Origin of the sequence: Flavobacterium caeni (assembly GCF_900101895.1) — a bacterium.
GTDB lineage: Bacteria > Bacteroidota > Bacteroidia > Flavobacteriales > Flavobacteriaceae > Flavobacterium > Flavobacterium caeni.
The window spans coordinates 74515-88240 of record NZ_FMVF01000012.1; the positions used below are offsets into that span (position 1 = coordinate 74515).

Here is a 13726-nt window from a genome sequence, read left to right on the forward strand (position 1 = left end):
TGGGGCAATCACATGGGGCATACAATAGGGCAATTGTCCCATTTGGGCTGTTTTTTAATATTTTGAATTTTGAATTCTAAATTTTGAATGGGCGTGCCCGCGGAAGACTGCGCCATTTTAATGAATAGCTCGCCTTACAGCACTTCGATTTTCGAGTTTTGTCTTTTGTCTTTCGACTCAAATCAACTTGTTGTTCCGCGCCTTTTCAATCGCTTCCAACTTGTTGTGGACCTGTAGCTTTGTATAAATGTTCTCGACATGTTTGCGGATGGTGCCTGCCGACAGGAACAAATTCGACGCTATGGCTTCGTACTTCAAGCCCTTGCTCAACTGTTCGAGCACTTCGACTTCGCGTGCGGTGAGTCGAATTTCCTCGGTGTTTTCGGGTGTTTCAAAATCGATCGGGTTGCGGAACAGCTTCAAGGTCTTGAGTGCGATAGACGGTGTCATGGTGGCCCCGCCGTTGAGTGTGTCCAAAATCCCCTGCCGCAAATCCTTTGGGCTGACCTCTTTTAACAAATAGCCATCGGCCCCGGCCTTGATCGACTTGAAAATATTTTCGTCGTTGTCGAACACGGTCAGCATGATGATTTTGATTTGCGGGTGTTTTTGTTTGATGCGCAGCGTGGCCTCGATGCCATCCATTTTGGGCATTTCGATGTCCATCAGGATCAAATCGATGTTGTGGTTGGTGGCCAACTTGTCGAGCAATTCCACACCGTTAAGCGCGGTAACCTTGATCGTAAAATCGTCAAAAAAAGACAATTTTTCCTGCGCCGATTTGAGCAGGAAAACATTGTCGTCGGCAAGCGCGAGTTTGATCATATCATTCAAATTGGTATCGTCAAAAAAATACTTTCCCGTGGCGCGCCGATTCACCCAGCGCGTATTCAATCAAAAAAATCAATTTTAACAAAATGTACAGATTTTCTGTAATGACGGTATTTTTTAATTCCGTAGGGGATACCTTCATAGCCCCCTTCCCTACAGGAAAAATACACTTTTTAAAAACAAGTCCATTACAGAAAATCTGTAAATTTTACTCGCCAAGCCGATTTCGTTTTACGTCAGCGTTCTGTCACATGCCAACGTTACGACAATCTTGGTCCCTTTGCCCACCTGGGTCTGCAACTGGAACGAGCCGCCAATATCGGCAATCCGTTTTTCCATGTTGACCAGTCCGTTGCCGCGCGCTATGGTTTCGGGGTCAAATCCTACGCCGTTGTCTTCTATCGAAACCTGTATGTCCTCGCCGACGGATTCGGCCAAAATAACAATGCGCGAACACTGGCCATATTTGAGTGCATTGTTCACGGCCTCTTGTATGGTGCGGTACAAATTCATCCCTACCACCGAACTCATCCGTTGCGGCACCAGTTCAGGATCGATGACAAACTGAAAATCGACCTCCTCGGTAGCCGTCCTGGCCTTTTCGATAAAGTTCAGGATCCGCGCCTTGAGGTCCTCGAACACAATGTCCTGGCTGTTCATGGCCCAAATCGTATCGCGCAGTTCCACGATGGTCGATTGCGCGAAGCTGCTGATGCTTTGCAGTTTGTCGTCGAGTTTTGGATTGCCGATGTCAAACGCATACTTGATGTTCTCGACCGACGAAATAATGAACGTAAGCTGCGCCCCGATGTTGTCGTGCAAATCGCGCGAGATGCCAAGCCTTTGTTCCTGCAGCTGGTTTTGCGTCTCGATTTGGGCAATCGCGGTCTTGAGCCTGTGCTCCTGTTGCAACTGCGCATTCTTGAGCCGTTGCTGCCTGAAGAGCAACAGCACGATCAAGACGACAAAAACGGCAAGCAGCGAAACCACAAGCAACATAAAATTCTTGCGTCGCGCCTCGGCTTTTTGTTCGTTGATCAAACGTTCCTTTTTTTCGGTATCATACTTGGCGGCCATCTCGGCCATGGCCTGCGTTTTTTCGGCCCGAAAAATACTGTCCTTGCCTGCGTTGTACAAATCCGAATACCGATAGGCTTCGGGATACTGTCGCAACGCCGCATGGGCATGCGCCAGATTTTTGTAGGCCGCGACCACATTGATGGCGGCTTTGGTGGCCCGTGCAAACCGAAGCGCGCGGTTGGATACGGCGATGCTTTCGTTGTATTTTTTTTGTCGGATCAGCGAATGGGCAAAAGTATTGGCGGTCTCGGCCACTTCAAAATCGTTGTGGTGCTTTTCGTGGAGCGCGATGGCTTCACGGTACCGCGCGTTGGCCCGATCGAATTGCTTGAGGCTGTCGTACACCGTCGCCATGTTCGCAATGGGATAACCCGTAAACCGATCGCCCGCTATTTTTTGGTAGCCCAGACGTGCCATTTCGGAATACCGGAGTGATTCGTCATACCGTTTGAAATTGATCAAAATCGACCCTAGATTGCCCGCCGACACCGTTTGTCCAAAGGCATCGGTCGTGCGCTGGTAGGCGTCATAGGCTTTGCGGTAATAATCGAGCGCTTTGGTAAATTCCTTTTGCGCCTTGTACACGATCCCGATATTGGTATAGGTCATCGCCTGCTTGGCCGCCAGCTGTTTGCGGTCGAAATAAGCCAACGCCATAAAATAGTGCTGCAATGCCTTTGGGAAATCGGCTTGCTGGTCGTAGGCGATCCCGATGTTGTTGTGCGTGTCGGCCATTCCGGCCGAATCCTTCAGTTGGATGCGCAACGCAAGCGCCTTTTGGTGAAACGCCAACGCCGAATCGAGCCGCGTTTGGTATTGGAACACATTGGCAATCGAATTGTAGGCCAACGCCACACACGAATCGTTTTTTAGGTTGCGTGCCTTGACCAAAGACTGGCGCGCATACTGCATCGACAACGGCAGGTCATTGTCTGAGTAGTAATCCGACAAGGTATTGAGCGCGTGGAACTGCGCCAAGCCTTTTCCGGTTTTCGCGACTCTTTTGACGCTGTCTAATTTGGACTGTCCGTGAACACCCCATACGAACAACAAACCGGTAACCAAGAGAATCAACTTCATAGACGCGAGTCGTTTGCTGATAAAAATAACAAAATTGGATTGTCGGTTATTCTTCGCCACGGTTATTTTTCAACATATCGAAAAGCGCATAGTTGAGCCCAAAAATGTCCTGGCTCAACGCATGTTGGCTCGACCGAAGCGACTGGTTGAGTTCGTCCGACAGCCTGAGCTTGCCTTGTTGCCCCAATTGCTTGTTCGTGATTTCACGAATCACGTGTTGCATGGCCTCGATCTTGGCACGAAAACGCTTTTTCTCTTTATAGAATTCGATATTCAGGTAAACGATGATACCCAGCAGGGCAACAATCACGGCGATCAGGAAGAGAACCATATTCAAACGGGGTTAGTCAGTGTACAAATTTGCACCAAGGCGACAAAAGAAAAAATACGACAGATGCCGTATTTTTTCAGAACTAAACCAACAAACGGCGGTCGCAGATCCAGCCACCGTGTGCTATTATTACTGGTACGTTCCCCTGAACGTTCCTTGGGTGATGGTCTTGCTTCCGCCTGCGCAATCTTCGGTGTCTACGCCCGTAAAACTGAACGTCCCTTCGACCTTGCTGTCGTCTACATGGGTTACGGTAATCGTGCCGCTTGCGCCTGTACAATCGGCTGTGGTCGCAAATGCTACGCCGCCAGACCCTGGGCTGTAATTCAGGAACGAATTGGTACCCGCGTTGACCGTATAGTCGCGTGCGGTGATCGGACCATACAACGAAATGGTGATCGAATTGGCCGCCATGTCGCTACCCAAAATGGTCACGATCTGGTCGTCGCCCGATCCTATCTTCTGGCAGTTCGCAGCCGACACGCCAAAAATAATCGAACTGAAATCGGCGCCTTCGACTTTTCCGGTCACATAAGTATCGTTGCTCGGCGTACCTACAGGCGGCACGTAAGCATTGTTGTTGTCGTCTGAGCTACACGCAGCCAAGAACAACGAAAAAGCAATCAAAGAAGTTTTTGCAAAAGTTTTCATGGGTTTTGATTTTGAGTTAAAGTTTTACCCTGCAAATCTGGCCCAAGTAATGGTGCGTTACAATACGAAGAACTACGTATTTTTGATCTCAGCACAAAGAAGCTGTTTCGTACGATTCCCTAAAACCGCATGTGCGGGCATTGCGATTGGAGTTGCGCAATGTCCGATTGGAGTTGACCCAAAAACTTGCGATGGCTTTCCGATTCGGGATTGAACGGCCTGTGCGCGGTGCGTTTTCGGATGCTGTCGACGCGGTCCATGACGGCTTGTGCTGCGGGGTCGATCCAGGCACCGGCAAATTTTTCCCAAATGTATTCGATGGCGGTTTGGTTCGGATGGATCCAATCGGTGGCATAAAAACGGTAATCGCGCAACTCGTCCATCATGATCTCAAACGCCGGAAAATAATGGTGATGCGAACCGTCCAACACCTCGTGCAACGCCGCAATCAAATGCGCCTTGCTGCGCTGGTTTTCGACCAATCCGTCCTTGAGATGGCGCACGGGCGATACCGTAAAGACAACCGTAGCCGAAGGATTGATTTGCGCCACCATCGCCAACGTGTTCTCGACCGACTCGACAATACCCGAAACCGAAAGCAGCTCCTTGGTGAATTCGCGTTGCGGCACTTTGTGGCAATTGGCCACCACACGCCCCGTTTCAAGGTGACGGTACACCCATGCCGTGCCGTACGTGACTACAATATGTGTCGCCGTTTGCAGCGCATCGCGGGTTTGCGCGACGGCGGTATCGAGCGCAGCAAGCAATTGCGCCTTATCGGGATGGCTCAACTCGGAATGTGCATCGAAAAAATGCCAGCGCTCGTTGTGGAAAAATACTTCGGCTTCGACAAAATCGCGCGGCGCCAACGCCCGTTCCACCAACCTTTCGATGGTCAGCGGATGAAACAGTATCCCGAACGGGTTCACCGTATGCCTGAACTGGAAATAATCGAATTTATCGGCCATGTTCACCGCAAAGCACGAACCCAACAGCACCACGTTCGACCCGTATCCTATCGGTTTGTCGCTTGGCGTGATCGCTATGGGTGTGGTCAGCTGCAACGCCTAGTAGAAATACTGTGTAAAAACACCGCCCTCGAGCGCGCTCGTCGATTGGCTTGTCTCTGGAAATCCGTTCAACGTGTAAGTGTAGGTGATGTCTACCGGATTGGTCGAACCCGACGTCTGACGCAGGTTACGCGCCATGCCGCCAATATCGAGCTGGTACAAAAATGCCTGGTTGAGCCCGATGACGTTGCGCAGCGGATTGTTGTTCGCGTCGTAGGTATAGGTTTCCGACATCGACAACGACCCGTTCAAATAGGTCTCTTGCTTGACGACCTCGCCGTTCTCGAAGAACAACTTGCCCGACAAATCGGAATCGGGTTGCGAATCGATCGTACCAAACCAAACCGTATACGAAATGCTGCCGTCCAGATGGTGCACATAATCTTCGCGCGTGGCGTAGTCACTTTCGTGGATTTGCATCGTATGCGAGGTGATTTGCCCCTGCGCATTGTAATTGAACAAATCGGTTTGTTCGAGCGTCGTGCCCTGGAAGTATTTGATCTGGCTGATGATGTTGCCCGAATAGATGAACACAGCAGAGCCGCCGTCCGAGCTCACAAAATTCACAATCTTGTAGCCTTCATAATTGAACTCGGTGGTCACCTCGTTGCCCGAATCGTCGGTCTCGATGATTTTGGACAGCAACGTCGTGGTCAGCGTAGCGTTCGGGTCATAAGGCGTGAGGTCTGCCCCGCTGTCGCAGGAAACGGCCACAACGGCCAACAGGAAAAGTAGTTTTTTCATGGTTTAGTAATAAAAATATTTGACGCTCGGCCCGTTGTCGCCTTCCTTGGCGGTAGAAAGATAGCCTTGCGCGTTGTACGTATTGGTCATCGTCAGTTCGGCCGAACCGGTCACCGTCAACAAATTGTGCGGATTCGCCGACGTCCCCACATGGTAGAAACGCAATTTGTCGTACCCTATTATGTCGGCCGTAGGTACCAATTGCGCATCGTAGGTAAAATGATAGGTGGTGGTCGCCGGGCCGTTGTAACGCTCGAGCTTGCTCACCGATCCGTCGGCCGCGAGATAGACCTTGCTTTCGCCCACCATGGTTGCACCCAGCGCAAAATCGCCGTTGTATTCGTTGACCGTTACGGTGTTGTCGTCGTTTTCGGTATAGGTCACGCTGTAGGTGATGTCGTCGAGCACCTTTTTCTTGAGCGATTCGAGACGGCCCGCACCGTTGTACGTAAGCCAATGGGTTTCGGTGTTGAGCGACCCAAAATTATAGTGGATGCGCGTGATCAGGTTGCCCGTGTACACATAGGTCGTCGATGACCCCGAATTGGCCTCGATCTTGAGCAGTTTGTTGTTGTCGTACGTGTATTCGGCGGTAGAGACATTGCCGTTGGTGTTGATGTACACGGCTTTTTTGAGCAGCGTACCATCGACGTTGTCGGGGACGACGATGGGTTGATCGTCGTCGCCGCAAGCTACGAACATCAAAACGCCGAAAATAAAAGCCAGTTTTTTCATAGTGTCATTCATAATAGTATTCCATTCGGTAAGGCGTGTCGACTATTTCACCGGTATCATTGCTGACGAATTGCAATCGGCACGACATAGGATAGCCAAAGCTGTTGTAGGTGTAGGCAAAAACCATATTTTGTATGCTTTGGTTACCGTTGTAGTAAATTACCGACGACGATGTCAACACATTCTGTTGGTTGCCAAAATAAAAAAATTCGCGCCAAGGGTGAAAATAAACCACTTTGTCATATCCTGGCACATTCTTCATCGGGCTGTTGTGCGCGTCATAGGTGATGGTTTCGTGAACGCTGTCACGGGCGATGTTGTCCACCTCACTCCATTTGTTGACCACCTCATTGTTGTTGAACGCAAAGCGTTGCTTGTTGCCGTAATGGGTTTGGTTGTCATCGTCTACAAAATAGGCTTGCCTGGTTAGGATGTTGCTCGAATTCCATGTGTAACTGAATTCTGTATCGGCTAGCTCATAACGTGTTTCATGGATCAAATCGCCGGCGCCATTGTATGTGAACAACGTTTCGCGCATTTTCGAGTTGTTGTAATTGAAACTCTCGATTTTAGCAATCCGATTGCCTGAATACGTATAAATCAGGGTCAAGTCGTTAGACGAATTACCATCGTTCCCGGTAAACTTGTACAGCATATTGCCCAAATAGTAATACCGCATCGTATAGATCGCGTTCGGATAATCATCGTTGTGCGACACCAGCCGAACCAATCTCGTCCCGTTTTGGTTGATCGATTCTACGGGAAATGCATTTTCTTGATCATCTCCGCACGATGCGAACAAAAAAACCACGCCTATTAACAGTCGTATTCTTTTCATCACGGTTTGTTTGCAACAAATAAACTCAAAAAAAACCAACAAAAAAACAATCGTACAAAAAAGCCCGAGATTACCCGGGCTCAATTTATTTGATAAAGTCAACCGCCTTTTCAAGCGCTTGGGCAATCCCGTCCGGATTCTTTCCGCCCGCGGTCGCAAAAAACGGTTGGCCGCCGCCGCCGCCCTGGATGTATTTGCCCAGTTCGCGCACGACTTGCCCTGCGTTCAATCCTTTTTCGGCCACAAGCTCCTTAGAAATGTAGCACGTCAGCATCGGTTTGCCTTCATCGGCCGTGGCCAACAACAGAAAAATATTCTGGCCCGTCGCGCCGATTTCGTAGGCGAGATCTTTCGCGCCTTCAGGATTCAAATCGATTTGCTTGGCCAGGAATTGCACGCCGTTGATTTCTTGCAGTTCCGATACCAATCCGGTCTTCATCGCCTTGACCTTGTCTTTCAGCAAAGCCTCGATCTGCTTGGCGAGTTTGGCGTTTTCTTCCTGTAAAGAAACCACGGCTTTCAAGGCATCCTGCGGGTTCTTCAAGGCCGATTTGATTTCGTCCAATGCTTTTTCCTGCGATGCAAAATAGTCCTTGACCGCATCGTTCGTGATGGCTTCGATACGACGGATTCCCGCAGCCACTGCGCCTTCGCTGACAATCTTGAAATGCCAGATGTCGGCCGTGTTCGGCACGTGGATGCCGCCGCACAATTCCATGCTGTCGCCAAATTTGATCGCGCGCACGTTGTCGCCGTATTTTTCGCCAAAGAGTGCCATCGCGCCTTCCTCGATCGCTTGCGCAAACGGGATGCTGCGGCGTTCCACGAGCGGTAAATGCTCTTGTATTCTTTCGTTGACAAAATCTTCGACTTGCTTGAGTTCGGCGTCGGTGACCTTGGCAAAGTGCGAAAAGTCGAAACGCAAATAATTCGGGTTCACGAGCGAGCCTTTTTGCTCGACATGCGTACCCAAAATCGCGCGCAAGGCCTGGTGCAGCAAGTGCGTCGCCGAGTGGTTGCTCGCGGTGTGGTCGCGCAAACCGCCGTTGACTTTGGCGACAAAATTCCCGTTGACATTTTCGGGCAATCGCTTGGCGAAATGCAAAATCAGGTTGTTTTCTTTTTTGGTATCGATGATGTCGATGCTCTCGTTCGAATTCGACAATGTGCCCTTGTCGCCTACTTGTCCGCCGCCTTCGGGATAAAATGGCGTGTGGTCGAGTACGATCTGGTACAACATACCGTCTTTTTTTGAATCGACTTTTCTATAGCGCGTGATTTTGACTTCGTTTTCGAGTTGGTCATACCCGACAAAGGTCTCGACGTTGCCATCTACCAAAACCGTCCAGTCGTCGGTCGACACTTCGGATGCGGCGCGCGATCGGGTTTTTTGCTCGAGCATCGCCTTGTCGAAATCGGTCTCGTTGTACGACATGCCTTTTTCTTTGAGGATCAGCCCGGTCAAATCTTTCGGGAATCCGAAGGTATCGTAAAGTTCGAACGCCTTTTCGCCCGCGACTTCTTCGCCCTTGGTTTCCGCAATGACGTTGTCGAGCAACTGTAGGCCTTGGTCGAGCGTGCGCAAAAACGATTGTTCCTCTTCGCGGATCACGTTCATGACAAGGTTTTTCTGGGTAACGATTTCCGGAAACGCGCCGCCCATTTGCGCAGCCAGCGTTTCGACCAATTGGTAAATGAACGCTTCCTTGGTATTCAAAAACGTAAATCCGTAGCGGATCGCACGGCGCAAAATGCGTCGGATGACGTAGCCCGCGCCCGTGTTCGACGGCAATTGTCCGTCGGCGATGGCAAAGGCCACGGCGCGCACGTGGTCGGCGATGACGCGAATCGCGATGTTGGTTTTTTCTTCGGCTTCACCCGACGCTTTCATCGTATAACTGGCGCCCGTAACTGCTTCGATTTTTTGGATCAACGGCGAAAACACATCGGTGTCGTAATTCGATTGTACGCCTTGCAAAACCATGCACAAACGCTCGAATCCCATACCGGTATCGACGTGTTGCGCAGGCAATTTTTCGAGCGAACCGTCGGCTTTGCGGTTAAACTCCATGAACACGTTGTTCCAGATTTCGACCACATGCGGATGGTCGGCGTTGACCAAATCCTTGCCCGGCGTTTTTGCTTTTTCGTCTGCCGAACGAATGTCGACGTGTATTTCAGAGCACGGTCCGCAAGGGCCTTGATCGCCCATTTCCCAAAAATTGTCTTTTTTGTTGCCGAGCAAGATACGGTCTTCCGGAATCAACGTCTTCCAGATGTCGTAGGCTTCCTGGTCGAACGGGACGTTTTCTTCTTTCGAACCTTCGAACACGGTCACATACAAAATATCCTTGTCGATTTTGTAGACTTCGGTGAGCAGTTCCCATGCCCAATGGATCGCTTCCTTCTTGAAATAATCGCCAAAAGACCAGTTGCCGAGCATTTCGAACATCGTATGGTGGTAGGTATCGATGCCCACTTCTTCCAAATCGTTGTGCTTGCCCGACACGCGCAGACATTTTTGCGTATCGGCAATCCTTTTGGACTTGGGCGTACCGTTGCCCAGGAAAAACTCCTTGAACTGCGCCATGCCCGAGTTGTTGAACATGAGCGTCGGGTCGTCTTTCAAGACAATCGGCGCCGACGGCACGATCAAGTGGCCTTTGGATTGGAAAAAATCGAGAAACTGTTTTCTAATGTCTTGTGACTTCATTTTTTGGGTTTAATCGTGGAACCGTTTAATCGTTGAACCGTTGCCATCGATTAAACGATTAAACAAATCAACGATTCAACCTTTTTAAAAACTTTTTGGTAAATTTGTTCACCTCCTGCTTTTCTCGCGCAAAAATAGGAATTTATACAGAATGAAATGAGCATCGAATAAATTTATTCAGAGCCGAAATGCCAAATGATGCGAATTCCACGAGACCAAAAAAACAATAGCAAAACCGAGTGAAATGAGCATTTTGTAGATTTTGAATTTGATACAAAAGCCAATAATGCGAATTCCATGAGACCATTGACAAAACAATGAATACCTTCGAATGAAAAAGGTAAAATATTACTACGATCCCGAAAATCTGGCGTACAAAAAAATCAAGGTGCGCAAGCGAACGAAATTCGCTTATGCGGCGTTGTTTTTGACGGCGGCGGCGTTGTTTGGGGTCTTGGCTTTTTTGGTGTTGTTGAACACGCCTTTTTTCGAAACGCCAAAAGACCGCTTGCAGGCGCGTGAGATCGAGAACTTCAAACTCAATTACGCCATCCTGAACAAAAAGATGGACCAGATAGACGAGGTCCTGGCCGAAATCGAAGACCGCGACAACAACCTGTACCGCACCTACTTTAACACCGCCCCGATCCCCGAAGAGCAACGCAAAGCCGGGTTTGGCGGGGTCAACCGCTACAAGGAGCTCGAAGGTTTCGACAATTCGGAACTGGTGGTCAATACGTCCAAACGCGTCGATGTCATTTCGAAGGAACTCGTGATCCAATCCAAATCGCTCGACGAAATCGCCAAACTCGCCAAGGAAAAAAACAAACTGCTTGCGGCCATCCCGGCCATACAGCCCGTACGGAATGAAAACCTACGCGCCGTCGCGTCGGGGTTTGGTTACCGCACCGATCCGTTTACCAAGGCGCGCAAATTTCACGCAGGTATGGATTTTTCGGCCAAAACGGGCACCCCGATTTATGCCACGGGCGATGGCGTGGTCGAACGCGCCGACAACACCGCATCGGGTTATGGCAACCACATCGTGATTCGCCACGGATTCGGCTACCACACGCTGTACGGGCACTTGAGCAAGTACAAGGTACGCGCCGGACAAAGTGTCAAACGTGGCGATGTTATTGGGTTTGTGGGCTCCACCGGACGGTCTGAAGCACCGCACCTGCACTACGAAGTACACAAAAACGGCGAGGTCGTGAACCCGCTTAATTTTTATTATGGCAATATTTCTGCGGCAGAATACGTAGTAATTTCTAAATTAGCCAATCAGGAAAACCAATCTCTCGACTAAATGCACATCGATTTATCACCAGACAAAAGGTATTTTAGCATAGGCGAAATCGCCAAGGCGTTCAACGTCAACGCGTCTTTGATTCGTTTTTGGGACAAGGAATTCGACATCCTCAAACCCAAGAAGAATGCCAAGGGCAACCGCATGTTCACACCCGAAGACGTCAAGAACCTGCAGCTGATCTACCACCTGGTCAAGGAACGCGGCTTTACGCTCGATGGCGCGCGCACGCATTTGAAGGAGGGCCAAAAGAAGACGCTCGACAAGTTCGAGATCATCAACAAGCTCGAGACCATCAAGGCGCAACTCACCGAAATCAAAAATCATTTGTAGCAATAAGCAATAAGCAATAAGCAATAAGCAATAAGCAATAAGCAATAAGCAAAATTAAGAAACCGGAGAACCCGCTTGAAAATTCAGCAATAAGTTTATTGCCTAAGACTAAAAATACAGCAAAATAAAAATTGGTACGTTTTATGCTGAACGGCCGCATCACTAATCATAAAAACAAACAATCATGAGAAAATTTTTGCCTTGGATTATCGTAGGAGCCATCGTATTGATCGGCTATTTCTGGGTTAAGGGAATCAACAACACGGCCGTGACACTCAATTCGAACATCGAGGAGTCTTGGGGTAACGTACAAACGTCTTACCAGCGCAGGAACGACTTGATCGGCAACTTGGTCAACACGGTCAAGGGTTATGCCGAGCACGAAAAATCGACGCTTACCGCGGTCATCGAGGCGCGCGCCAAGGCGACACAGGTGACCATCGACCCTTCTAACATCACCGCCGAACAACTTGCCGCATTCAACGCGGCGCAAAGCAGCGTATCGTCGTCTTTGTCGCGGTTGTTGGTGAGCGTAGAGCAGTATCCTAACCTTAAGGCCGACCAAAGCTTCCTCAAATTGCAGGACGAATTGGCGAGCACCGAAAACCAGATCCTCACGGCGCGTACGCGTTTCAACGAAGCGGTCAAGCCATACAACAACCACATCGGCACGTTCCCGAATTCGCTCTTGGCGGGCATGCTCGGGTTCCAGAAAAAAGCGTATTTCGAAGCCGTGGCGGGTGCCGACAAACCGGTCGAAGTTAAATTCTAAACCATGTCACAAGTCGAGGATTTTTTGACCGCCGACGAAGAACGCGAAATCGTCGAAGCCATCCGACGCGCCGAAAGCCAAACGTCGGGCGAAATCCGCGTACATATAGAAAAATCAACTTCCGTTGCCGCCTTCGAGCGTGCGACGGAAGTTTTTCATTGGCTCAAGATGGACAACACCAAGCTCCAAAACGGCGTGCTCATTTATGTGGCCGTCGACGATCATCAGTTTGTGATTTGCGGCGACAAGGGGATAGACGCTGTAGTTCCCGACGATTTTTGGGATTGCACACGCGATGCCATGCAAACGCAATTCAAACAAGGCCACTTCAAACAAGGCCTTGTCGATGGCATCACGCGGGCCGGCGAAAAACTGCACCAATACTTCCCGTGGGAACACGGCGATACCAACGAATTGTCTAACGAAATCTCGAAAGGCTGATGGTGCGTTCTTTCTACCAAAAAATAACGATTTTATCGTTATTGTTGTTGACCCAACTGACCTTTGCGCAGTTCAAGATTCCGCCCAAGCCGTCGTTGCAAACCTCGGTGTACGATTACGCGAACTTGCTCAGCGCCTCCGAAAAAACGCAACTCGAACAAAAACTCATCCGTTATTCCGATTCGACCACCACACAAATCGTGGCCATCACGATCGAATCGCTCCAAAACGAAGACATCAAGCAACTGGCCACCAATTGGGGCCACACCTGGGGTATCGGGCAAGAAAAAGAGGACAACGGCGTGATCATCCTGGTCGCCAAAAACGACCGGCAGGTTGCCATCATGCCCGGATATGGGCTCGAAGACCGGCTCACCGCGGGTCAGGGCGGCGAAATCATCCGAAACATCATCATCCCCGAATTCAAGGCCGGAAGTTATTACAACGGGCTCGACAAGGGTGCCGATGCTTTGTTCGACGTATTCACCGGAAAATACAAAGGCCAGCGCAAACAAGACCACGGCGGCGGCATTCCCGTCATCGTTTTTGTCATCATCTTCATCATTATTTTGGCCATCATTACCCGACGACGTGGCGGCGGCAACAACTCCGGACGTGGCGGCGGTGGTTTTGATCTGGGCGACATGATCATCCTGAGCAGCCTCGGACGCGGCGGCTTTGGCGGCTCGTCTGGCGGCGGCAGCTTTGGCGGTGGCGGCTTTGGTGGCGGTGGTTTTGGCGGCGGATTTGGCGGCGGCGGATTCAGCGGCGGTGGCTCGAGCGGCAGTTGGTAAGCAG

Annotated in this window: 14 protein-coding genes; 5 read left to right on the forward strand and 9 right to left on the reverse strand. The window is 50.1% G+C overall.

Annotated elements, in window-relative coordinates:
- Positions 1 to 177: 177 nt before the first annotated feature.
- From BLP55_RS12290 to alaS, 9 genes are all read right to left on the reverse strand, one after another.
- On the reverse strand, positions 178 to 825 hold the full coding sequence (locus BLP55_RS12290; protein WP_091144596.1) for a response regulator transcription factor: 648 nt from the start codon (positions 823 to 825) through the stop codon (positions 178 to 180).
- Between the two features lie 237 nt (positions 826 to 1062).
- Positions 1063 to 2991: a tetratricopeptide repeat-containing sensor histidine kinase gene (locus BLP55_RS12295; RefSeq protein WP_091144599.1), complete on the reverse strand. Its 1929-nt coding sequence runs from the start codon at positions 2989 to 2991 to the stop codon at positions 1063 to 1065.
- Between the two features lie 46 nt (positions 2992 to 3037).
- Positions 3038 to 3322 (reverse strand): hypothetical protein, encoded by a 285-nt coding sequence (locus BLP55_RS12300; RefSeq protein ID WP_091144603.1) that lies wholly within the window; start codon positions 3320 to 3322, stop codon positions 3038 to 3040.
- Positions 3323 to 3451: 129 nt separating this feature from the next.
- Entirely contained in the window at positions 3452 to 3973 is a 522-nt protein-coding gene (locus BLP55_RS12305; RefSeq protein WP_091144607.1) for a DUF6252 domain-containing protein, read from the reverse strand.
- A 119-nt stretch (positions 3974 to 4092) separates the two neighbouring features.
- Positions 4093 to 5037 carry a GSCFA domain-containing protein gene (locus BLP55_RS12310; RefSeq protein WP_091144611.1) on the reverse strand — a complete coding sequence of 315 codons (945 nt, stop codon included), beginning with the start codon at positions 5035 to 5037 and terminating at the stop codon, positions 4093 to 4095.
- 3 nt (positions 5038 to 5040) lie between these two features.
- Entirely contained in the window at positions 5041 to 5787 is a 747-nt protein-coding gene (locus BLP55_RS12315; RefSeq protein WP_091144615.1) for a hypothetical protein, read from the reverse strand.
- A gap of 3 nt (positions 5788 to 5790) precedes the next feature.
- Positions 5791 to 6522, reverse strand: coding sequence for a hypothetical protein (locus tag BLP55_RS12320; protein WP_091144618.1), 732 nt, complete (start codon positions 6520 to 6522; stop codon positions 5791 to 5793).
- Between the two features lie 4 nt (positions 6523 to 6526).
- The gene (locus BLP55_RS12325; protein WP_139149666.1) at positions 6527 to 7360 is read right to left on the reverse strand and encodes a hypothetical protein; all 834 of its coding nucleotides are present in this window, start codon (positions 7358 to 7360) and stop codon (positions 6527 to 6529) included.
- 85 nt (positions 7361 to 7445) lie between these two features.
- Positions 7446 to 10073 (reverse strand): alanine--tRNA ligase, encoded by a 2628-nt coding sequence (gene alaS, locus BLP55_RS12330; RefSeq protein WP_091144623.1) that lies wholly within the window; start codon positions 10071 to 10073, stop codon positions 7446 to 7448.
- A gap of 331 nt (positions 10074 to 10404) precedes the next feature.
- On the opposite strand from alaS, the gene BLP55_RS12335 reads away from it, so the two are divergent.
- The 5 genes from BLP55_RS12335 to BLP55_RS12355 all read left to right on the forward strand — a co-directional run bounded on the left by BLP55_RS12335 (position 10405) and on the right by BLP55_RS12355 (position 13722).
- Positions 10405 to 11382: a peptidoglycan DD-metalloendopeptidase family protein gene (locus BLP55_RS12335; protein WP_091144625.1), complete on the forward strand. Its 978-nt coding sequence runs from the start codon at positions 10405 to 10407 to the stop codon at positions 11380 to 11382.
- Positions 11383 to 11715, forward strand: coding sequence for a MerR family transcriptional regulator (locus BLP55_RS12340; protein WP_091144627.1), 333 nt, complete (start codon positions 11383 to 11385; stop codon positions 11713 to 11715).
- Between the two features lie 184 nt (positions 11716 to 11899).
- A complete protein-coding gene (locus BLP55_RS12345; RefSeq protein ID WP_091144629.1) occupies positions 11900 to 12487 on the forward strand; it encodes a LemA family protein in 588 nt (195 codons plus the stop codon).
- A 3-nt stretch (positions 12488 to 12490) separates the two neighbouring features.
- A complete protein-coding gene (locus BLP55_RS12350) occupies positions 12491 to 12928 on the forward strand; it encodes a TPM domain-containing protein (protein ID WP_091144633.1) in 438 nt (145 codons plus the stop codon).
- Positions 12928 to 13722: a TPM domain-containing protein gene (locus tag BLP55_RS12355; RefSeq protein ID WP_091144636.1), complete on the forward strand. Its 795-nt coding sequence runs from the start codon at positions 12928 to 12930 to the stop codon at positions 13720 to 13722. The genes BLP55_RS12350 and BLP55_RS12355 overlap by 1 nt, the downstream gene beginning before the upstream one ends.
- Positions 13723 to 13726: the final 4 nt, after the last annotated feature.